This is a genomic window from Desulfotomaculum copahuensis, from assembly GCF_001655685.1.
Classification (GTDB): domain Bacteria; phylum Bacillota; class Desulfotomaculia; order Desulfotomaculales; family Desulfovirgulaceae; genus Desulfotomaculum_G; species Desulfotomaculum_G copahuensis.
Genome location: NZ_LYVF01000127.1, coordinates 1 through 20,811 on the forward strand (window position 1 = coordinate 1; position 20,811 = coordinate 20,811).

At 57.1% G+C, this 20,811-nt stretch carries 21 protein-coding genes and 5 tRNA genes; 8 read left to right on the forward strand and 18 right to left on the reverse strand.

Features of this window, described 5'->3' with window-relative positions:
• Positions 1 to 310 precede the first annotated feature (310 nt).
• The 5 genes from A6M21_RS07895 to A6M21_RS07915 all read right to left on the reverse strand — a co-directional run bounded on the left by A6M21_RS07895 (position 311) and on the right by A6M21_RS07915 (position 4,736).
• Entirely contained in the window at positions 311 to 529 is a 219-nt protein-coding gene (locus tag A6M21_RS07895; RefSeq protein ID WP_066667592.1) for a hypothetical protein, read from the reverse strand.
• The gene (locus A6M21_RS07900) at positions 526 to 1,806 is read right to left on the reverse strand and encodes a phenylacetate--CoA ligase family protein (protein ID WP_066667595.1); all 1,281 of its coding nucleotides are present in this window, start codon (positions 1,804 to 1,806) and stop codon (positions 526 to 528) included. Before A6M21_RS07900 ends, A6M21_RS07895 begins: the two co-directional genes overlap by 4 nt.
• A 1-nt stretch (position 1,807) precedes the next feature.
• Positions 1,808 to 2,398, reverse strand: coding sequence for an indolepyruvate oxidoreductase subunit beta (locus A6M21_RS07905; RefSeq protein WP_066667597.1), 591 nt, complete (start codon positions 2,396 to 2,398; stop codon positions 1,808 to 1,810).
• Positions 2,395 to 4,302: a thiamine pyrophosphate-dependent enzyme gene (locus A6M21_RS07910; RefSeq protein WP_078060502.1), complete on the reverse strand. Its 1,908-nt coding sequence runs from the start codon at positions 4,300 to 4,302 to the stop codon at positions 2,395 to 2,397. Before A6M21_RS07910 ends, A6M21_RS07905 begins: the two co-directional genes overlap by 4 nt.
• Before the next feature lie 345 nt (positions 4,303 to 4,647).
• A tRNA-Leu gene (locus A6M21_RS07915) sits at positions 4,648 to 4,736 on the reverse strand.
• A 300-nt stretch (positions 4,737 to 5,036) separates the two neighbouring features.
• Here A6M21_RS07915 and A6M21_RS07920 point away from each other — a divergent pair.
• Together A6M21_RS07920 and A6M21_RS07925 are read left to right on the forward strand one after the other, a co-directional pair.
• Positions 5,037 to 5,879 carry a zinc metalloprotease HtpX gene (locus A6M21_RS07920; RefSeq protein ID WP_066667599.1) on the forward strand — a complete coding sequence of 281 codons (843 nt, stop codon included), beginning with the start codon at positions 5,037 to 5,039 and terminating at the stop codon, positions 5,877 to 5,879.
• A gap of 128 nt (positions 5,880 to 6,007) precedes the next feature.
• Positions 6,008 to 6,313, forward strand: a complete 306-nt coding sequence (locus tag A6M21_RS07925; RefSeq protein ID WP_066667601.1) for a hypothetical protein — start codon at positions 6,008 to 6,010, stop codon at positions 6,311 to 6,313.
• Between the two features lie 102 nt (positions 6,314 to 6,415).
• Here the strand turns inward: A6M21_RS07925 and A6M21_RS07930 are convergent, their stop codons facing one another.
• Positions 6,416 to 7,252 (reverse strand): hypothetical protein, encoded by an 837-nt coding sequence (locus A6M21_RS07930; protein ID WP_066667603.1) that lies wholly within the window; start codon positions 7,250 to 7,252, stop codon positions 6,416 to 6,418.
• 238 nt (positions 7,253 to 7,490) lie between these two features.
• On the opposite strand from A6M21_RS07930, the gene A6M21_RS07935 reads away from it, so the two are divergent.
• Positions 7,491 to 7,685, forward strand: coding sequence for an SPW repeat protein (locus A6M21_RS07935; protein ID WP_066667604.1), 195 nt, complete (start codon positions 7,491 to 7,493; stop codon positions 7,683 to 7,685).
• A 120-nt stretch (positions 7,686 to 7,805) separates the two neighbouring features.
• On the opposite strand, the gene A6M21_RS07940 is transcribed toward A6M21_RS07935, so the two are convergent.
• From A6M21_RS07940 to A6M21_RS07950, 3 genes are all read right to left on the reverse strand, one after another.
• Positions 7,806 to 10,277 carry a heavy metal translocating P-type ATPase gene (locus A6M21_RS07940; RefSeq protein WP_161486033.1) on the reverse strand — a complete coding sequence of 824 codons (2,472 nt, stop codon included), beginning with the start codon at positions 10,275 to 10,277 and terminating at the stop codon, positions 7,806 to 7,808.
• Between the two features lie 27 nt (positions 10,278 to 10,304).
• Positions 10,305 to 10,691 carry an ArsR/SmtB family transcription factor gene (locus A6M21_RS07945; RefSeq protein ID WP_066667605.1) on the reverse strand — a complete coding sequence of 129 codons (387 nt, stop codon included), beginning with the start codon at positions 10,689 to 10,691 and terminating at the stop codon, positions 10,305 to 10,307.
• A gap of 98 nt (positions 10,692 to 10,789) precedes the next feature.
• Positions 10,790 to 11,347, reverse strand: coding sequence for a helix-turn-helix domain-containing protein (locus A6M21_RS07950; RefSeq protein WP_066667607.1), 558 nt, complete (start codon positions 11,345 to 11,347; stop codon positions 10,790 to 10,792).
• An 86-nt stretch (positions 11,348 to 11,433) separates the two neighbouring features.
• On the opposite strand from A6M21_RS07950, the gene A6M21_RS07955 reads away from it, so the two are divergent.
• Positions 11,434 to 12,114 (forward strand): AzlC family ABC transporter permease, encoded by a 681-nt coding sequence (locus A6M21_RS07955; RefSeq protein ID WP_161486034.1) that lies wholly within the window; start codon positions 11,434 to 11,436, stop codon positions 12,112 to 12,114.
• Positions 12,104 to 12,415 (forward strand): AzlD domain-containing protein, encoded by a 312-nt coding sequence (locus tag A6M21_RS07960; RefSeq protein ID WP_066667611.1) that lies wholly within the window; start codon positions 12,104 to 12,106, stop codon positions 12,413 to 12,415. The genes A6M21_RS07955 and A6M21_RS07960 overlap by 11 nt, the downstream gene beginning before the upstream one ends.
• A gap of 243 nt (positions 12,416 to 12,658) precedes the next feature.
• Here A6M21_RS07960 and A6M21_RS07965 read toward each other — a convergent pair whose 3' ends face one another.
• The 8 genes from A6M21_RS07965 to A6M21_RS08000 all read right to left on the reverse strand — a co-directional run bounded on the left by A6M21_RS07965 (position 12,659) and on the right by A6M21_RS08000 (position 16,211).
• Positions 12,659 to 13,207: a hypothetical protein gene (locus A6M21_RS07965; protein ID WP_066667614.1), complete on the reverse strand. Its 549-nt coding sequence runs from the start codon at positions 13,205 to 13,207 to the stop codon at positions 12,659 to 12,661.
• A 252-nt stretch (positions 13,208 to 13,459) separates the two neighbouring features.
• A tRNA-Cys gene (locus A6M21_RS07970) sits at positions 13,460 to 13,534 on the reverse strand.
• Between the two features lie 8 nt (positions 13,535 to 13,542).
• Positions 13,543 to 13,617: transfer RNA gene (locus A6M21_RS07975), tRNA-Gly, on the reverse strand.
• A gap of 53 nt (positions 13,618 to 13,670) precedes the next feature.
• Positions 13,671 to 13,746: transfer RNA gene (locus A6M21_RS07980), tRNA-Phe, on the reverse strand.
• Positions 13,747 to 13,752: 6 nt separating this feature from the next.
• Positions 13,753 to 13,829: transfer RNA gene (locus A6M21_RS07985), tRNA-Asp, on the reverse strand.
• 182 nt (positions 13,830 to 14,011) lie between these two features.
• Entirely contained in the window at positions 14,012 to 14,878 is an 867-nt protein-coding gene (speB, locus tag A6M21_RS07990; RefSeq protein ID WP_066667616.1) for an agmatinase, read from the reverse strand.
• A gap of 15 nt (positions 14,879 to 14,893) precedes the next feature.
• Positions 14,894 to 15,727, reverse strand: a complete 834-nt coding sequence (gene speE, locus A6M21_RS07995; RefSeq protein ID WP_066667626.1) for a polyamine aminopropyltransferase — start codon at positions 15,725 to 15,727, stop codon at positions 14,894 to 14,896.
• A gap of 25 nt (positions 15,728 to 15,752) precedes the next feature.
• A complete protein-coding gene (locus A6M21_RS08000) occupies positions 15,753 to 16,211 on the reverse strand; it encodes a pyruvoyl-dependent arginine decarboxylase (protein ID WP_066667618.1) in 459 nt (152 codons plus the stop codon).
• Between the two features lie 181 nt (positions 16,212 to 16,392).
• Here A6M21_RS08000 and A6M21_RS08005 point away from each other — a divergent pair, with 181 nt between their 5' ends.
• Entirely contained in the window at positions 16,393 to 16,878 is a 486-nt protein-coding gene (locus A6M21_RS08005) for a general stress protein (protein WP_066667620.1), read from the forward strand.
• A 381-nt stretch (positions 16,879 to 17,259) separates the two neighbouring features.
• Here A6M21_RS08005 and A6M21_RS08010 read toward each other — a convergent pair whose 3' ends face one another.
• On the reverse strand, positions 17,260 to 18,051 hold the full coding sequence (locus A6M21_RS08010; RefSeq protein WP_078060505.1) for a TIM barrel protein: 792 nt from the start codon (positions 18,049 to 18,051) through the stop codon (positions 17,260 to 17,262).
• A 396-nt stretch (positions 18,052 to 18,447) separates the two neighbouring features.
• Here A6M21_RS08010 and A6M21_RS08015 point away from each other — a divergent pair, with 396 nt between their 5' ends.
• Positions 18,448 to 20,040 (forward strand): ABC transporter substrate-binding protein, encoded by a 1,593-nt coding sequence (locus A6M21_RS08015; protein WP_078060503.1) that lies wholly within the window; start codon positions 18,448 to 18,450, stop codon positions 20,038 to 20,040.
• A gap of 88 nt (positions 20,041 to 20,128) precedes the next feature.
• Positions 20,129 to 20,811, forward strand: a 683-nt coding sequence (locus A6M21_RS08020) for a hypothetical protein (RefSeq protein WP_066667622.1), incomplete at its 3' end; no start/stop codon positions are given.

The following is a 20,811-nucleotide window of genomic DNA, read 5'->3' on the forward strand; positions in this document are numbered from 1 at the left end:
TGGGCATAACTCAACCTCCTGTTCCCTGATTCATGATTCATGATTCATGATTCTTTTTTGCTCCGGCAGTGACAAATTTCCGCCGGAACCACTTTTTGTTCGTCCCCTCACGAACAAGGCTGCCGAAAAACCTCCCTCTCCCCAATCACCCCTTCCGAGAAATCTATAAGCCGGCATGAAAATACAGGCCGGGAACCTCACCCGGTTACAGGCATAAAAAATTTCTTCGACATTGACCGGCCATAATCCTCTTTTAAAGCCGGTTTAAAAGATAATATTTAGTAATGGAAAGAATTGTCCGGGGTTATTATTAAAAAATACTTGTGATGGTGAAGGCTATCACTAATTTCCAGAAATAAATAATGGAGAACAAAAAAGATTTATCAACCAACCAAAAAAAGTATAGCACGAATACAACAAGGTGACAAGTATCAATGCCTGGGTGACCTGGATTCGCACGGTTGCCCGGACAAGCGGGCAAGCGGACAAAAAACGCCCCGGTTTCACCCGGGGCGCGTAAAGCCGTCATTCCTCCCGCCGGTCGAAAACGCGCCTGCTCTTTTTCTCACTGCGCGGCAGGCTGCCCCTGGGCAGCACCTCCACTTCGCAATGCACTCCGATGCGTGATTTGATTGTGCGCTGACATCCCAGGGCCACTTCGGCCGGCGGGTACTCCGGCAGTCCCTCCACCTTGAGCAGCATGTAATCCTTGGCTTCCTTCCGGGTCAGGACAATCTGGTATTCGCTGCAGGCGCCGGCAACCATTTTGAGCACATCTTCGATTTGCCCGGGGTAGATATTGACCCCTTTTATTTTGATCCGGTCGTCCGTCCGCCCCAGCACACGCTCCATCAACGGGTAGGGGGAGCCGCAGGGGCAGGCCGCGGAAATGAGCCGGCTGATATCGCGGGTGCGGTAGCGCAAAAGGGGCATCCCTTCTTTGCTCAGAGTGGTGATCACCAGTTCGCCCTCCTCCCCGGCCGGCAACTGTGCACCAGTATGCGGATCAATCACTTCAAACAGCAGGTGATCACTCCAGAAGTGAATGCCGGTGTGCTCCGGGCAGTCGATGCCGATACCCGGTCCGTAAATTTCCGTCAACCCATAAATGTCAAAAGTATCAATACCCAGGGTGCTTTCAATACGACGGCGCATTTTATCGCCCCAGCGTTCCGAACCGAAGATCCCCAGGCGCAGGCCGACCTTCTCCTGCAGACCCCGCCGGGCGATTTCCTCGGCCAGCAGCAGGCCATAGGAGGAGGTGCCGATCAGGACGGTGGTATGTAAGTCCAGCATCATTTCAATTTGTTTTTCCGTATTGCCCGGACCGGTGGGCACGGCCATGGCGCCCAGACGCTCCACGCCGGCCTGAAAGCCAATGCCCGCCGTCCATAATCCATAGCCGGGGGTGACCTGCACCCGGTCACGCCGGTTGACACCGGTCATGCGCAAACAGCGGGCCATCATTTCCGCCCATACTTCCACATCACGCCCGGTGTAGGGGACAATGACCGGCTTGCCCGTGGTACCGGAAGAGGAATGAATGCGCACCACCGCATCCTCGGGTACGGCCATCAGGCCCAGGGGATAGCCGGTGCGCAATTCGTCCTTGGTGGTAAAAGGCACCCGCGCCAGGTCGTCCATGGTACGGATGCTTTCCGGATCGATCCCCGCTTCGTCCAGCTTTTTCCGGTAAAAGGAAGAGTTGCGGTAAACGCGCCGGAGCATTTCGCGCAGTTTGACCGCCTGCTGTACATACAGTGCCTCATAATCAAAATAATCAATTTGCCTGGCCGGTACAGCCATCTTAATATCCCCCCACAGCCCGCCGGCCCAGCTCAAAGGCGCGGCTATTGATTCCCCGGTATTTTGCCGGTACAATATCAAGCACCGTGCGCAACAAATGCTCCGCATCAAACGGCATGATCGACAACCCGGCCAGCGCGCCCAGCATAACCGTGTTCACCGCCCGGGGATGGCCGGCTTCTTCCGCCAGCGCCCCGGCATCCACCAGGTGCAGGTTTTCCACATTCCGCCGCAGGTAATTACGCAAGTCTTCTTCTTGATAGGCGGCCAGCCCCAGTGCCGCTGTCACCGGCACAATCACCGCCGCAGACGCGACGACCACCCCGCCCGGTTTCAACCGGGGCAACCCGCGCACCGTTTCAGCCAGTTCGAAACCAAGCAGCACATCGGCGCCGCCGGACGGGATGAGCGCCCCCCACAGGGGATCGCCCATGCGCACCTGGCTCGTCACCACGCCTTCCCGCTGGGCCATGCCGATGGCCTCGGAAGTGCGCACCGCCAGGCCGGCGGCCATGGCAGCCCGGGCCAGGATGCGCGAAGCCAGTACGTTCCCCTGGCCACCCACGCCGGTAATCACTATGTCCAGGCTCATTTTACCGCCTCCTCGAGCGCCCCGGCGGGGCAGACCTGCGCGCATAACCCGCAGCCGTTGCACTGGCCTTTTATTTCCGGATGCTCCGGGCCGGGGAAAATGGCCGGACAGCCCAATTCTTCGATACACAGGCGGCAGTTCAGGCATTTTTCCGGATCAATAAGGCACCGCGACGTACTTTTAGTCACGGCCACACATTCCCGGCGCATGACCACCACCGCCGGACCGGGGAAGGCCAGCGCCTCTGCGGCTACGTTGATGGCTGCTTCCAGATCATACGGATCGGCCCGGCGCACAAACTCCACGCCGCAGGCTGCGGCAAGACGGGCGATGTCCAGTTCTTTCCCCTGTACGCCCATGGCCGTACGCCCCAGCCCGGGGTGAGGCTGGTGACCGGTCATGGCGGTGGTGCGGTTGTCCAGTACCACCAGCACAATCCGGGCGTTGTTGTAGACGGCGTTGATCAGCCCGGGCAGTCCGGTGTGGAAAAAGGTCGAGTCCCCCAGGAAAGCCACGTGCGGCCGCTCCGGCTCCACCCGGTAGAGTCCGGCGGCTATGTTCACGCTTGCCCCCATGCACAGGCAGGTGTCCACGGTGTTCAATGGCGGCGCGTTGCCCAGGGTGTAACAGCCGATGTCCCCGGTAAAGACGGCGTCTTTTCCTTCAGCTGCTTTCTTGAAAGCGTAAAAGGAGGCCCGGTGCGGGCACCCGGCGCAGAGCACCGGCGGACGCACTGGCAGGGGCGGTGGTTCCGGCGTGGACGCACTGATACCGGCTGCTGCTTCAACCCCGGCCGGATCTGGCTGTCCCCGGTGCACACCGGCTTCACCTTCCTTCCGGGGCAACTCCGGCCCGGATGCCGCCCCCTTTGCCGCCCCGTCTGCGCAAAGCCAGGCGAGCAGCACCGGCTGCACCCGGTCCACGCTGAATTCGCCCTCCCGGGGCAGGAAGCCGTCGTGTTTGCCGGAAATCCGCACCGGTAAGCCATGCCGCCAGGCCAGCCGGATCACCTGCTCTTCCACCACCGGCTCCAGTTCCTCCACCACCAGCACCCGGTCCACCCGACGCAGCAGGGCCAGTACCGGCTCATCCGGCAGCGGATAAGGGGTGCCGGTTTTGAGCACCGGCAGGCTGATGCCGGACAGCTGCAAAGCTTCCTGCACATAATTGAAACTGACGCCACAGGCAATCACACCGGCCGGGGATAATTCATCTTTACTCCCGTACAGGGCGTTAAAAGGAGAGGAATTGAACAACTGCCGGGCCGCTTCCTGCTGCCGGTTAAGCCAGACATGCTTTTTGGCGGCCAGGCCGGGGAAAATGGTCCAGTCCGGGCTTTTTTCAAACCGCCCGGCGGGCGCGGCAAAAGCGGCGTTTTCATCCACCGCCACGTCCTGGCAGACGTGGCAGACCCGGGTGACCGGACGTAAAATCACCGGCAGGGCCAACTGCTCCGACAAAGCGAAGGCCTGCCGGGCCATTTCCTTTGCTTCGGCCGGGGTGGCCGGATCGAGCACGGGCAGTTTGGCAAAGGCGGCAAATTTGCGGGTGTCCTGTTCGTTCTGGGAGCTGTGCGGGCCGGGATCGTCGGCCACCACCAGCACCAGACCGCCCTTGACGCCGATATAGGCCAGGGTCATCAGCGGGTCGGCCGCCACATTCAGTCCCACCTGTTTCATGGTCACCATAGCCCGCGCGCCGGCATAGGAGGCTCCGGCGGCAACCTCCAGCGCTGCTTTCTCATTGACCGACCATTCAACGTAAATGTTCTTGTCAGGGGCCAGTGCGGCCAGGGTGCCCAGCACTTCCGAGGAAGGCGTGCCCGGATAGCCGGCCGCTACCTGCACCCCGCCCTCCACCGCTCCCCGGGCGATGGCCCCGTTCCCCATCAGCAACATGCGCATGCCGTCTCTCTCCTTTGTTGTCATTAACCAGCCGGAAAACAAAAAACCAGGCGGACAGCCCGGTTTTCTTCCCCAAACAAACCTGCCCTCGGCTCCACTCACCCGGCTCGGCTATCCTCAACTCAGCTCGTTTTTAAATTGCCAATATTATATACCCTTTTGCCGCCGCTGTCCAGCAGCAGCGGCTGGAAAACAAAGGAGCGGGCTTTTATGCCGGTAGCACTTTCCGTTAAAAAAAATCCCCCTACGCAATAATGCATGTATGTGCAAACAGCATAAACTGGGATTGCTTAAAGTAAACCTGGATACAAGGTACCCGCCCGGATTCCTTTGTTTGGTTACGCATGGTGCCGGAGACCGGACTTGAACCGGTACGGAGGTAACCCTCCGAGGGATTTTAAGTCCCTTGCGTCTGCCTGTTCCGCCACTCCGGCAAGGCATAAATATTTTAGCACAGCCGGCGCTGTCCTGTCAATTGCCCGTACCATATATTACCGGAAAGTTCCCCTTCCTCTTGAACGGCGGTGGCAATTCAGTTATAATGAACTTGAATTGTGCTTTATTTGGCCATACTTGATGAGGGAGGGATCATGCCGGTGTAAACGTCCCGGCTGCGAACCGGCAGGTGGTAATTTTCGCCTTACCGGTCGCTGTTTTCTGCCGACTGCTGGCAGATACATGTTATTATTAATGTACCATGCAGTGGCCGGTTATTTACAGGAGGTGTTGCCGGCATGAACAATTTCCGGGCCGCATTATTAATGGGATTGCTGACCATTCTGATGATTTTCATCGGCCAGTGGGTGGGCGGCAATTCCGGCGCCGTTTTGTTTTTCATTATTGCCCTGGCCATGAACTTTTTTGCTTATTTTTTCAGCGACAAGGTGGCCATTGCCATGACCGGCTCGCAGCCCCTGTCCGAACAGGAGGCTCCGGAGCTGTATGATATTATCCGCAACCTTTCCCGGCGCGCCGGCCTTCCCATGCCGCGCGTCTACCGGACACCGTCGCCGCAGCCCAACGCTTTTGCCACCGGGCGCAACCCGTCCCATGCCGCCGTGGCCGTCACCGACGGTTTGATGCAGATGCTCAGCCGTGCGGAGGTGGAAGGGGTGCTGGCCCATGAGCTGGCCCATGTTAAAAACCGTGATGTGCTCATTTCGACCATTGCCGCCTCGATGGCCGGCGCCATCACCATGATAGCCAACGCGCTGCAATGGGGAATGATTTTCGGCTTCGGCCGGGACGAAGAGGACAACAGCCCCATGGGGCTGATCGGTTCCCTGCTGATGATTATTCTGGCCCCCCTGGCCGCGACACTGATTCAACTGGCCATTTCGCGCACCCGGGAGTTTCAGGCCGACGCCGCCGGCGCCCGGATCGCGGGCAGTCCGGACGGCCTGGCCAACGCCCTGCTGAAACTGGAGCGGGCCGCACAGCATATACCCATGCAGGTCAACCCGGCCACTTCCCACCTGTTCATTGTCAACCCGCTTTCGGCGGAATCCTTCGCCCGCCTGTTCAGCACCCACCCTCCGATTGAAGAACGGGTGCGCAGGCTGCAGCAAATGAGGTAATATTTGCCTGGAGGGCCCCCGTCCCGGCGGCGGGGGCCTGTTTTTTCAGGGTCCCTTTTACCGCCTGATGGAATGTGATATATTTGTAGTTGGCGCGACTGACCGGCGTCAAGCGAGGAGGTATGCACATGGAGAACAACCGGCCGCAAAAAACGGTGGTCGTAAACATCAAGGGCTGGGAACTGGAAGTACTGGACGGCCCGCGAAAAGTAAGCATCGATTTATTGGGGGAAATGCTCGAGTTCAAGGGCATTTGGCTGACCGAACCGGAACGCGGCCTGGTCACAGTGCTTTGTTATCCGGACAATGTTTTTTACCTGGAGATTACCGAGGAAGAAATTCCAGTTAAAAGGCCCGGACAGCGTAATAAAGTAACTCCGTTGCGCCGGGTTGACAGGATTCCGCCGAACGATCCGGAAAACGGCGAAAAGTAACAGCATCTTCCGGCACTCCGTATACAGGACGGGGCAGGCTTGCGGATTAACCGCCCGCCCCGTCTTTTTTGATCTAAAGCCACTATTACAAGCACTGCCCGGCTACCGGCGGCGCTCTTTGCTTTTACCATTTTTTGTTTTACCTTCGCCGGAGGAGGTAATTTTTAATACAGCATACTTTCCTTCACCCTTTTCCTTCTCCTGCTTCGCGGGAGTGGAAGCAGCGGCCTGATGCCGGGGGTGAATGATGGCTTCCAGTTTTTTTACCGTATCCGGCGAAACGTCGATTCCAGCCTCCGGCTTCGTTCTGCCGTTATTCTTTTGCTGCTCCCGGACAGTGTTGGAGCAGCCAACTTCATTTAAACCGGTCCTGGCACGGACCGGTTCACCTGAATGGTCCCGTTCCACCGGGGCGGGCAAAACCGCTTCACCGGCACAGGCCACTTCTTCCATGACCTGTACCGGCAACAGGGCGGGACGGGCCTTTTCACTGTTCATAGCGCCGGTTTCCTCTGCTTCCTGCCAGGGCGGGGAATCCGGCATTTCCACGTCCACCTGTTCTTTGCCGGCAACAACGGGTTTTGCCGGGATTAACTGCTCCCTCAAAAAGCTGCAATCGGCAACCGCATTTTCCAGTTTGTTCTCCAGTGATCCGGTCAGCCGGATCAGATTGAACAATGATTCCCCGGGCGTATAATCCTCTCCATAAAGATGATAAAAAGCGGCCGGTACATCATTTAACGCCTCCCGCGCCTGTTCCACCAGATCTTGCAAGTGAAGCAGCGCGGCCGGCAGGAACTCCTGCAACTTGCCGGCCAGTTTTTCCTGCTCAAAACGCAGATCCAGGTAGTGCATGATTTCCTCGGTGGAAAGGTCGCCCATCTGATTCCGGTTGAAGGAATTTAGTTCCTCCACCAATTGACAGTATCGCTCCAGCAAACCAGTCAACCCCCTTGTCTCTGGATATTTATTCCATCAAGTACATATATTTCTACCCACTTTTGTTTCTTCCTGCTATTTTGATCAAAAATTTTTACTTAATGGTGAGAAGATCTGGTCAGTATACGGGAAAATCAACCGCCTGCATGTTTATAATGAAAATATTCCGGTTACACTAGAGTGCAGAAATCAGTCAAGGCAAGAACAGACTGTAATTTAGCTTTAGGAGGTTGAAGAAGTGACCAGATACGGATGGCTGGGAGTTGTTTTTGGCATCTGGTTGATCATTGCTCCTTTCGTGTTGCGTTACCAGCATGTAACCAACGCCATGTGGAATGATATTATCCTGGGTATCCTGGTAGCCGTCGTCTCTTACCTGATGAGCACCGAGCTCAGGGGTAACCGGGCCGGGGGCGGCGAAACCACTAAATAGCTCCCCACCCTGAAAGCCCGCCGGAACACCGGCGGGCTTTTGGTACGCGCGCAATATGGAGCGCTGTCAGGTTCGTCCGAAGCCGGATGACAACGGCGGGGCGGGGCCAACCGGCCCCGTTCAATAAGCCTCCCCTACCCTCATCAGGCGCATTCCGTTGGCAATAACCAGCAGCGCCGCGCCGGTGTCGGCAAAGACGGCCATCCACAGATTGGCCAGACCGGCAAAGGTAAGAACGATAAACAGCGCTTTAATCAAAATGGCGAACCATATATTTTCTTTAATAATCCTCAACGCCCGCCGGCTTAAATGCATGGCGTAAGGCAGGCGGGCCAGATCGCCGGCCAGCAGTACCACATCCGCCGTTTCCAGGGCGGTGTCGCTGCCCGCGCCGCCCACTGCTATGCCCACCGTGGCGGCGGCCAGCGCTGGAGCGTCGTTGACCCCGTCACCGACCATGGCCACTTTCCCGTATTGCTCCTTCAATTCCCGCACCGCATCCAGCTTGTCGCGGGGCAGCATCCCGGCCCGGAAGCCGTCCACCCCCAATTGACCGGCCACTGCGCGGGCGGTAGCCGCATGGTCGCCGGTCAACATTAGAATCCGCTGAATACCCGACCGGCGCAAACTGTCGATGACGGCGCGCGTGCCGGGACGCACCCGGTCGGCCACAGCGATCACGCCCAGCATTTCCGTGGCGGTACCTACCAGCACGGCGGTTTTACCGTCGGCCGGCAACTGTTCCATCCACCCGGCCGCCGCCGCAGCGGATACACCCAATTCCTCGAAAAGAAGCGTATTGCCTATATAATAAGTTTGACCGTCTATGACGGCGCTGGCTCCTTTACCGGCCAGAGAGCGATAGTCCCGGCCGGGCTGTATTGCCAGCCCGGCAGTGGCGGCACGAAGCCGGATGGCCCGCCCCAGGGGATGCTCCGAACGGCTTTCCACCGCCGCGGCAATGGCCAGCAAGCGGGACTGCGCCGCATTACATCCGTCCGGTGACGGGGGGTACGGAGCGAAATTTTCGTCACCTTTGGGGCCGGGGACTGCCAGCAGTGGCAGCACATCGGTTACTTCCGGCCGTCCGGTGGTCAGTGTGCCGGTTTTATCAAAAGCAACCACCTTTAACGACCCGGCCGCCTCAAGATGGGCGCCGCCCTTAATCAGCACCCCCCGCCGGGCGGCGCTGCCGATGGCCGCCACAATGGACACGGGCGTTGATATGACCAGCGCGCAGGGGCAGGCAATAACCAGCAGGATCAAGGCGCGGGTAAACCAGGGAACAAAGGGCAGGCCCCAGATTAAAGCAGGCATGACGGCCACCAGGACGGCGGCGCCAATCACAGCGGGAGTGTAATAGCGGGCGAAAACATCGATGAACTGCTGGGAAGGCGCTTTCTGCGCCTGCGCTTCTTCCACCAGGTTAATCACCCGGGCCAAAGTAGTGTCCTGCGCCAGCCGGGTGACCCTGACCTCCAGCGCGCCTTCTCCGTTGATTGTGCCGGCAAAAACCGTGGCCCCCGGACCCTTTTCCACCGGCATGGATTCGCCGGTAATGGGCGCCTGGTTTACCGCGGAAAGACCGCTGATCACCCGGCCGTCCATGGCGATCCGTTCACCCGGCCTGACAATCAATACGTCGTCAACAATCACTTCTGCCACCGGCAGACGCATTTCATGTCCACCGCGCCGGACCAGCGCTTCCCGGGGAGATAGATCCATCAGCTCTCGGATCGAACGCCTGGTTTTTTCCATGGTATATGACTGCAAAAGGTTGCCCAATGAAAAAAGGAAGACAACGGTTGCTCCTTCCGACCATTGGCCGATGGCGGCCGCTCCAATCACGGCCACGGTCATCAAAAAATTCATGTCCGGACTGAGCGATTTTATAGCGCGCCAGCCGCTTATGGCTGTATAAAGACCCCCGCTGATTATGGCCAGCAGGTACAAGCCAATACTGTAAGCGGCCGGTAATTCAGTTAACGAAAATATAAACCCGGCACCTAAAAAAACCCCGCAGAGGACGGTCAACAACAAACGCCGCCCGGCCTTAAACCCCTCCGGGGCATGAGCCGGCCGGCTTACTGCCTCCACCGGCTCCGCACCGTAACCGGATCCGTTGATCATTCGGATTACTTCAGACACCGGGATGCTGTGGCTGATCGTCAAAATTCCGGCGCCGAAATTTAAATCCACCTCGCCCACACCGTCCATGCCGCCCAACCGGCTGGCCAGTTTGGCCGCACAATCGGCGCAGTCCAGGCCGGTCAGACGCAGGCGGGAAACGCTCATTTGACCGGCGCTCTCCGGCAAAACGGCATCATACCCGGAATCCCTGATCATTTTGATTACCCGCTCCAGCGGACGGTTGTGTTCCAGAGTCAAACTGGAGGCGCCGAAGTTGAGCCGGGCATGCAGCACTTCCGGCAACGAGTTGATCCGCTTTTCCAGTTTGGCCGCACAATCGGCGCAGTCCAGGCCGGTCAGGTGCAACACCGTCCGTTTTTGCCCGTCCGCCAATGTCGGGCGGCCGGCATTTGCCTCATCCGCGTCCCGGACGGTTGCAGCCCGGGATGACAATCCGTTCATACTGTCATTCCTCTTTCGTCATTCTTTTCATTCGGTGCCCGCATTACCCGCGGGCGCGCCCCGGTGCCGGTAATGTTCCAGGGCGACGCCGATGATGGTGGCCACGCATTGATCATCCAGGGAATAATAAGCACGCTTGCCTTCCCGGCGGTAGCGGGCCAACCCCATGGCGCGCAGAAAGCGCAGGTGATGTGAAGCCACGGCCACAGTGGCCCCGATGATATTGGCCACATCACAAACGCATAATTCCTCCCGCGCCAGGGCATAAACAATTTTTAGCCGGGTATCGTCGGCCAGCGCTTTGAAAATGTCCGCCAGACCAGCCGTACGTTCCACTTCCTGGCGCAACCGCTGAACCTTTTCTTCATTAAAACAATATTCCTCACAGACATCCTTTTCCACCCGGTGAGTCATAATCGGCGCCCCTCACTAAAACATTTAAATGTTTGTTTGATTATAATACTGTTTTGCAGCCCGGTCAATAAAAAAATTCCCCGCCGCTGGCAGGAATTTTACCGGACTGGATAGGTAATCACCATATAAACCTGACAATCCTGTTCATCAGGGTTTATATAAACATGTGCGCAGCCGGCCGCAAAGCAGATCGAGTCCCCCCCCGCCAGGTGATACTCCGCGTCACCGATTTGAAGCAACAGCCTTCCCCGGTATACGGTTACAAACTCCTCCACTCCCTCCCCGTGAGCCTCGGATTCCCGGCGGCAACCGGGCCTCAACAGCACCGAAAAGACCTCCAGCGGCCTTTCCGGGCGGGCCGTAAAGATGGCGGAGACCACAAACCGTCCCGCATCCTCGGTTAACATCATGGTTTCCGCCGCCCGTACCACAGACACCCGGGGGGAGGACTCCTCGATAAAAGCTGAAAACGGCACACCCATACCGCTGGCAATCTTCCACAAGGTGCCCACCGTGGGATTGGACTCGCCGCGCTCCACCTGCCCGAGCATCGGCTTGCTGACGCCGGTCAGTTCGGCCAAACGCTCCAGGCTGTATCCCCGGGCGGTCCTGAGCCGGCGTAATTTCCGGCCGATTTTCCGGTTCAGTTCTTCCATTTCATTATTGACCTCCTCTGGAAAACATGCTATGTTTATTATAACATACACCTGATTAACTATAACATACAAGGGAAATGAAAAAAATGACCGTTTCGAAAGACGGCATCATTCAAGGATTGAAAGGGATCGCCCCTTTTTCCCTGAGCGTTTTCGCCTACGGACTGGTTTACGGCATTCTGGCCCGCACGGCGCACCTTGACATTCCGGAAACCCTGGCCATGTCCGTGCTCGTCTTCGCCGGTTCTTCGCAATTTGCCGCCCTTTCCCTGATTGCCCAGGGGGCCGGCGGGCCGGTGATTGTATTGACCACTTTTTTAATCAATTTACGCCAGGCGCTTTACGGCCTGTCCCTGGGACCTCACCTGAAAAAACTGAACCGGGGCTCGTTGGCCTTGCTGGCCTGTGGATTGACGGATGAGAGCTACGGCGTAACCATTCAGGCCTTCAGCCGCGGTTACGGCAGCGCCGGTTATTTTCTCGGCGCCGGTCTGGGCGTCTTCGTGCCCTGGGTGCTCAGTTCCCTGCTCGGCATTATATTAAGCGCCTGGATTGCCGACCCGCTCAAGTTCGGTCTGGATTTCGCCTTTATCGGCGCCTTTCTTGGCCTGCTGGTGGCGCAAATAAACAACCGGAAACTGTTGCTGGCCGCCCTGCTCTCCGCGGCCGCCGCCCTGTGCGCGCAGATATACTGGAGCACCACCGGCGCCATCATCACCGGCGGACTATGTGCTTTTTTGCTGGGGGTGTTAATCGATGCGGAGTAGTCTGTATTTACTGTTTTTGGGTATGGCCGCAGTGACTTATCTAACCAGGTTCCCACCTTTGTGGTTCGGCGGCATGATTAATTTCGGACCGCGTTTGAGACGCGGCCTGTCGTTTATTCCCGTGGGCGTCTTTGCCGCCATGACCGTGCCGCCGGTGCTCACCCATCATGAAGTGAACGGTTTTAACATCTACCTGCCCGCCGCCGTCCTGGCCATACTGGTGGCCGCGATAAGCAAAAACCCCCTCTGGAGCATGCTGGCCGGTGTTGCCACCGTGGCCGCCCTCCGTTTCCTGATTTGATACTCATTCCCCGTGTTAACCACACATCCAAGGATACCCCGCCCAGCAGCATTTCGGCGCTGAGTATCGCCCACGCCTCATCGCAGTACTGTTTGTACAACGGCAACGTCATTTGTTGTAACCGGCCCGGAGTCATTGCCCAACATCCCCCGGATGTCAGGAGCTATCAGCCTTTCGTGTCCGAACTGCCGAAGATGCAATCAAAAAAACCACCGCTTTAACGGTGGTCTTTTTGGTGCCTTGCTACTGGTTTTGGGAAACAGACGGCATACCGGAGGAAGTCGTTGAAGCACCGGTGCCGCCCGCAGTAACCCCGGCGTTTCCGCCCAAATCAGCCAGGATCTTTTGGGCATCGGTTATAAGCTGCTGCCGGGCACCGATCTGGTTTTGTAAATCCGTTATTATGCTTTGCAAGTCAGCAGCGACTCCTTGTTTATTTTTTGCTTGGCGGTCTATGTGCAGCTGAATATCATCTTTTCGCAATGTCAGCCGGTCGGCATACGCAGTATTGAAATCGTTTTCCATAGCGATCTGATCATTTTTCGCATTTAACAGGGCGGTATAATTTTTCTGCTGCCAATCCACTTTGCGCTGTTCAACAATGCTTTTCCTCAGGCCTTGTAACTGATCGTACAGCGATTTGTCCTGCTGACGCAACTGTTTGATTTGTGCAATGTACCCGGCATTGGGTGGGGTGGACGCAGTCGCGGTATCGGCCAGGGCAGGCAGTGCGGAAAGGAAACAAGAACCAACAAGCAATCCCGAAACCAGTAACAAATTTACTTTGCGCATTTGACTTCTCCCTCACTTTAAATGATTTTGCTTGGAGTCCCGGCGCCGGTCCCCTTCGCACTTTTATAATACCTTCAACATACGGCGCCGGTATGGAAGAAGTATGGAAAATCTGTGTAATTTACTATGCACCTGGACGGGCATCATGTCTGGTAAAACGGGCAAGCCCTGGCCACAACTCCTTGCCGTTTCTTTCCCGGGGGGCAAAAATAATAACTGGCCACCCTTACGGATCGCCAGTTAGCATTTAAATGGAGGCGACACCCGGATTTGAACCGGGGAATGGAGGATTTGCAGTCCTCTGCCTTACCACTTGGCTATGTCGCCGGATCAAATGGAGCGGAAGACGGGATTCGAACCCGCGACCCTCGCCTTGGCAAGGCGATGCTCTACCACTGAGCCACTTCCGCACACAATAATTATAACTTGTTAAATTGTCTTTGTCCAGTATGTTTGGCCGGCTTGGTGCCACGGGCCGGAATCGAACCAGCGACACGCGGATTTTCAGTCCGCTGCTCTACCAACTGAGCTACCGTGGCAAAATGTGGCGGAGCTGACGGGAGTTGAACCCGCGATCTCCGGCGTGACAGGCCGGCATGTTAGACCACTACACCACAGCTCCTGATTCAGTTGTCCCGGCGCTTGCTTCCGCCGCTGACAATCTTAAGTATACAAAAAGTACGGTAAAATGTCAAATATAATTTTTCACGGGCGGGCAAAAATTTTCGGCTGATTGTCCAGCTGGTGTTTTACGGCGGATTTGATGCACTGATAAGAGCGGATTTATTATGGAAGCTTGATTTACTAAACGCATGTCCGGGCAAAGGACAGGATGGCCTCCCGGACCAGCTTGGCGGCCAGCAATGCAGTGCTTTCCGTGGGATCGCAGGCCGGGCAGACTTCCACCAGGTCCATGCCCACAATCTGGCGATCCTTTAACATGTACAGGGCGGTGAATATCTCCCCGGGTGTACAGCCACCGGGTTCCGGCGTACCCGTCCCCGGAGCGTAGGCCGGATCCAGCACGTCTATATCCAGGGTGATATAAAGCGGCCGGCCTTTCAGCCGTTCAAGCACCTGACGCAGGGATGAAATGATTTCCCCCCGGAAAAGGTTGGTCTGCGCCCGCGCATAAGCAAACTCTTCCCTGGTGCCGGAACGGATGCCGAACTGGTAGATGTTCTTTCCGCCAACCACCTCCGCCACCCGGCGCATCACTGTGGCGTGGGAAAGGCGCTCGCCCAGGTAGTCATCGCGCAAATCGGCATGAGCGTCAAAATGGATCACCGCCAGTTCCGGGAAATACCGGGTGGTTGCTTCCACCGCCGGCAGGGTGACCAGATGCTCCCCGCCCAAAAGCAGCGGAAACTTGCCGTCCGCCATGACCTGTCCCACCGCCCGTCCGATCCGGTGCAGGCTGGCTTCAATCCGGCCGGGAACAAGACAAACATCGCCGGCGTCATAATAAGCAAACCCGGACAAATCCCGGTCCAGCGACGGGCTGTATTCCTCCAGTCCCACGCTCACCCGGCGGATTTGCTCCGGACCGAAGCGGGCACCCGGCCGGAAGCTGACTGTAAAGTCCATCGGCGCCCCCAGCAAAACCAGGGAGGCGGCGGTGTAATCCTCAACACAGCCCATAAATCCGGAGTATTTTTCTACATTCTGCATATTCCGGTCACCTTGCTAACGTTCCTGCACCAGTTCCGCTACAAAAGGAGGCAGAACAAAAGCGGTTTGATGCACCGCCGGGCTGTAATAACGGGTGGCCAGATCCGGCAAAGCAGTTACATCCACCTGCCGGGGATCATATTTCTTGCTGCCCATGGTAAAACTCCACAGCCCGCCGGGATAAGTGGGCACGCAGGCCAGGTATAAACAGGCCAGCGGAAATATGTCCCTTACATCCTTAATGATCCGGGGAATCAAGTCCCGGTTGAAAAAGGGCGACTCCGTCTGGGCGACAAAGAGCCCGTCCGCCGTCAGGGCGGCAAAGACGTCCCGGTAAAAATCCGCACCGAACAAACCGACGGCCGGACCGACCGGATCGGTGGAATCCACAATGATCATATCATAGTTGTCCCGGTGCTCCTTGACATGCTTGATGCCGTCTTCCACCAGCACCTCTACCCGCGGGTCATCCAGGGCGCAGCTGATTTCCGGCAGATATTCTTTGGCCGCCTTGATCACAGCGGCGTCAATCTCCACCAGAGTGGCCTTTTCCACCGAAGGATGCTTGATGATTTCCCGCACCGCCCCCCCGTCACCTCCGCCGATGACCAGCACCCGGCGGGGATTGGGATGTGCATTCAGGCCGACATGGGTGATCATTTCATGATAAACAAACTCGTCTGCGATGGTGGTTTGGATAACATCATCCAGCGTCAGCATCCGTCCGAACTGAGCGGTGTCGTATACCGCCAGGCGCTGAAAAGGAGTTACTTCATGGTGCAGGATTTTTCTCACCCGGCAGCCGATGGTCAGATCCGGCGTCTGCAATTCAGTAAACCAGCAATTCATACTCATCCAGGGAACCTCCCGTCAATTAATACCACAAAGGCACTGCCGCCAGGGCGCAACCGATCTTCTTCACCCGGTGCTCCACCGAGGCGATTTTAATGTCCACCAGGGGCATTTTCCGGGAAAGAAAGGCTTCCTGAAGCATGCCCTTAATGCGCGCTTCCGCTTCATCCCGGCCGCAACGGCCGGAAAACTCCATGATCACGCCAAAAGTGTCGGCGGAAAAACCGACCCCTACGGCGGCTGCAATCAACTCACCCGGCTCCCCGCTGATGATATAACCGTAAGCGATTGGTACTAGTGAACCGGGTGGGATTATCAACTGCGGATCGTACTCGGCACCGGGCGGTAATATGCTGCTCACCCGGATCAGATTGATGTTGCCAATACGCCCGGCCAGCAGGGCATTGTCAAATGCAGTCAGACTGCTGTCCCCTTCCGCGCCGGCAGCCGTTAAAAAAAACTTTTTCGGGGTTGGTAACAACTTGGTCTCCCCCTTCCTTTCCTGTTTCAGCCTGAAAACAACAAGTAATATTATAACAAAAGCCGGGAAAAAATAAATAGCCGGTTTGACTTTTTATCTTCCACCTTTTGCCTGAATAAATATCAACTCATGTTGGGATGATAGGATTGCATTGTAAACTGCCTAAAGGAGGTTTTTGTTTATGGCAAGAACCGTATTGGCCACCTTCAGTACCCGGGACTCGGCCGAACAGGCGGTCAGCGAATTAAGGGGCAAGGGGTTTGACCGGGATATTTCCATCGTGGCCAAAGACAACGCGCGGGATAACCGTCACAACCAGTACAGTGCGCCCACTATGGGCGGCGACACCATAACCGATGGCACGACTACCGGTGGAGTGCTGGGCGGTCTGGCCGGTCTGGTGGCCGGCGCGGGTGCGCTGGCCATTCCCGGCATCGGCCCGATTATTGCCGCCGGGCCGATTGCCGGACTGCTTTCCGGAGCGGCAACCGGCGGCATTGCCGGCGGGTTGATCGACTGGGGCATCCCGGCGGAGCGCAGCCGCTTCTATGAAGAAAAGGTAAGACAGGGAAACATCCTGGTTTCCGTGCGCTGCGACGAAACCAAGGCCAATGATGCGGCCCAGGTGCTGCGCCGGCACGGGGCGCAGGACGTGGAGACTCATTAGATAATATTCCGCACGGAAAAACAACCGGGGGTGGTTTGACGGAAGGCGCATTCCCGGCACGGAGGCGAAGCAGTCCGCTCAAAACCGCGCCGGCTGCCGCCCGGCAGGGGGGTTCGGAAAAGCGCTGCCGGCTCAATAATCAAGGCGGGGCGTACACATGCCCCGCCTTATTTGTTTCCGCGCCCCGCGAAAGGCAAGCCGCCCCCTGCATCTCCGAACGGCGAATGGCTGAAAGTATGGCAAACAAAACTTTTTACCATCCCGGGTGGCGGAGTGAAAGCTATGGATTTATCCGTGGAAGCCGCGGTGAACGGCTCATTATCTCCAGTTCCGCACCAAAGCACCGGCACACTGAAAAGAACAGGCAACGGACACCGGCGGTTATTTATCCGCATTCTTCATCTCTTCATATAACTGCTTGAAAACCAGGGCGTCTTCAGCCTGCCGGTCGTACGATTCGCAAATTATGGTCGGTTCCAGTTCCCTTTTCACCAATAACCGGGCCAACAGGGCAAAATCAGGGCCGAACCCCGGTTCCAAAGTGGTACGGTGTCTTTTTTCCCCGGCCCGGGTGAATTCAATCGGGCTGAAGTGTATATGTAAATGACGCACCGCTTCCCTGCCCAAATGCGCCTCCACCCGGTCCAGCACGGCCATAAATGCTTCCTCGCCGGTAAAACCGCCTCCGCTGGCGGCGTGCAGGTGGCCGAAGTCGATGGCCGGCACCACCTGAGGACCGCAGTCACACAACTCCAGCACTTCCTCCAGGTTGCCCAGTTGTGCCGGCTTCCCCGCTGTTTCCGGAGCCACCTTGATCTGTGCCAACCCCATCTCCCGGGCTTGTTGCAATATTTCCCCCAGCAGTTTTTTTGCCCGCTGCAGGGTTTCCCGCCGGTCCTCCCCCGCCCCCGTACCGGGATGAAAAACCACCACCGCCGCATCCATCCAGTTGGCCGCCTGCATGGACTTCAAAAGATGCCCGGTTGTTTTTTCCTTTAAAACGTCATCGGCGGTACCGAGAGTAATGTAATAGGGGGCGTGAATGCTCAGACGGATATCGTTTTCCGCCGCCAGACGGCCCAACTGCCGGGCCGTTCCCTCGCCGATATGCACACCTCTGACACACTGGTATTCATAAGCGTTCAATCCCCTTGCCCTCAACCAGGCCGGCATATCCAAAGAGCTTTTATGACCGGCGGTTTGAAAAGAAGGAGGGTTTCCCGCCGGACCGAACCGGATTCCCGCCACGTATTCCACCTCTGGTTGTATTAGTCGCTGTATTGTCAGGCTATGAGACTCCTTTGCAGGCCCGTTCCAACAGGCTCATTATACCACAAAAGCATAATTTATGCATGATTTTACCCTCCCGCCGCTGCTGAAGCATCGAGCATTGTATATCCCACAAAATGTCGCCCGTTGGTTCATGCGCCGCCTCCGTCCGGCGGCGGGCGATAAAAACTGAATTAAAAAGCTGAGTATATTTCAAGAAGCCAAGGAGATTTATGGAAGGTATTTCCTGATTCTTGAAGAATTATACAGCATTGATTACTTCCGGTTTGGAGGAAGAACATGCAAAAGCTGTATTCCAGACTGCTGTTCGGTGCCGCCTTGCTGATTTCGCTCTGGCTTTTTTACATCCAGGGCATTCAACCGGTCATTCCGGTTTCCTGGCTCCAATGGGGGGAGGGTGAATCCCGTTACCTGGTTTATTTGCGGACGGCAGACGCCGTCACACTTGATCCGGCCCGGGCGGCCGATCACGCTTCGGCGCAGGTGCTGGCCAATATTTTTGAAGGCCTGGTCAGGTTTAAGCCGGGAACCACCGAAATCGAACCATGTCTGGCCAAAAGCTGGGACATTTCTCCGGATGGACTGCAGTGGACATTCCACCTGCGTCCAGGCGTCACTTTTCAAGACGGTACACCATGCAACGCCGGAGCGGTCAAATACAGCGTGGAGCGCCTGCTCTCCGAGCAAGTGCCCGCGCCGTCCCCGTATGCCACTTTTGTTTTCGGCCCGGTTAAATCGGTGGATGCTCCGGATAATTTGACGGTGCGTTTTACCTTGAGATACCCCTATGCCCCTTTTCTGCACAACCTGGCCATGCCCCTGGCGGCACCGGTGGTCAGCCCGGCGGCCGTTAAAAAATACGGCCCCGCCTTCGCCGTGCACCCGGTGGGCACCGGCCCCCTTATGTTTCAAAGCTGGCAGCCGGGCGGGGAAATTATTTTGACGGCCAACCCGTCTTACTGGGGACCAAAACCATCTTTACCCGGGGTAATCTTCCGGGTGGTGGCGGATCGCGCGGAAAGATTGAAGGAACTGCAAAACGGGCGGGCCGATGTGGCAGAGGATGTTTCGCCCGCAGATCTGCCGGCATTAACCGGCCGGGGGTTTCAAATCCTGCGCACCACCGGTCTGGACATAAGCTACCTGGGCTTTTTCACCAACAAGGCTCCTTTCAGTGATCCCCGGCTGCGAGAGGCCGCCTGCCGGGCAATCGACGCGGCGGCAATAACGGCGGCACTTTTCCCCGGACAGGCGGTTACCGCCACCGGCCCCCTGCCCCCGGGCGTTTTGGGCCAGGCAAACAGTCCGGCCCAGTATTCCTTCGACCTGGCAAAGGCCCGGCAGGATCTGGCCGGCGCGGGCTACCCGGACGGAATAAACATTACCATGATCACTTATTCCGGCTCCCGGCTTTATAATCCCGCCGGAGGGGAAAAACTGGCCGGAGCGCTGGCCGGACAACTGGAGCGGGCCGGTTTTCATTGCCGCATCAAAGCCTATCCCTGGGAAGAATATAAAAAGGCCCTTTACCGGGAAGAAGGAGACGCTTTTGTTTACGGTTGGACCGGGGACAACGGGGACCCGGATAATTTCCTTTATGCCCTGCTGGCATCGCCGCAGATTTCCTGCGGGCTGAATGCCAGTCATTACCGCAACCGGGAGGTGGATACCCTGCTACTCACCGCCCAACGTACGGCGGATCCCGTCCTGCGGGCGAAAATATACCATGACGCGCTGCAACAAATAGTTCGTGATGCCCCCCTGTACTTTTTAAACCACAGCCTGTTGTTAACAGCCGCCGGCCGGCATATTCAAGGATTAGTCATACAACCGGGAGATATCCCCGTGCTTTCGGCAGTGCACCGCAAATAATCCTTTATCTACCAGTAATAAATCTGGAATAACAAGTAAAATCTATTCTCAGAGCCGCAAGGCAAATAAACGCTAGGGGGAAAGCAATATGTACCAGTTTCAGATCGGTCAACTGCAGCAACAAATTCAACGGCTGCGTGATGAAGTAGGCAACATTTCCCAAATCTGCAGCCAGTTGCAACAGGCTGAACAAATGAATTCCAGCCAGCTTCAACAGTTACAGCAAAAAGAGGTAAACGCCGCCCAGCAGTTACAGCGCATAAATTACATGGCCAGCCGCCTGCACCAGGACATCAATCAGGTGAACAGCATGGCCCAACAAATCAGCGGTCAAATGACCACCGGCTATTCCCAGTTCGGCAACCCCGGTCAGTTCCACCAGATGCAGTCCGGCTGGTCAGGACAGACTGGTTATATTCCAGCCGGATGGTCCGGCCAATCCAACGTTTCCGGCCAGTTTGGCAACCCCCAAACCGGCACTGGCTACGGGCTGGCATACAGTGGTGCAGGTTCTCAGAGCAACCTGTACGGACAACAGGGCTGGAGCGGTCAGGCCGGTGCCGCCCAGTACGGCAACCTGAGCGGCCTGGGCACTACTTACGGCACCGGCCAGTATTTAAGTTCCCGCTTGCAGCCGGCGCAAAGCTTCGCCTATGGATATAGCGGCCAGCAAGGCACCGGTATGAGCTCCGCCGGCCAGTGGGGTTCCGGCCAGCTTGCCAGTCAGGCCGGCCAGTTCGGCGGCACTTCTATGAACGCAGGCCAGTTCGG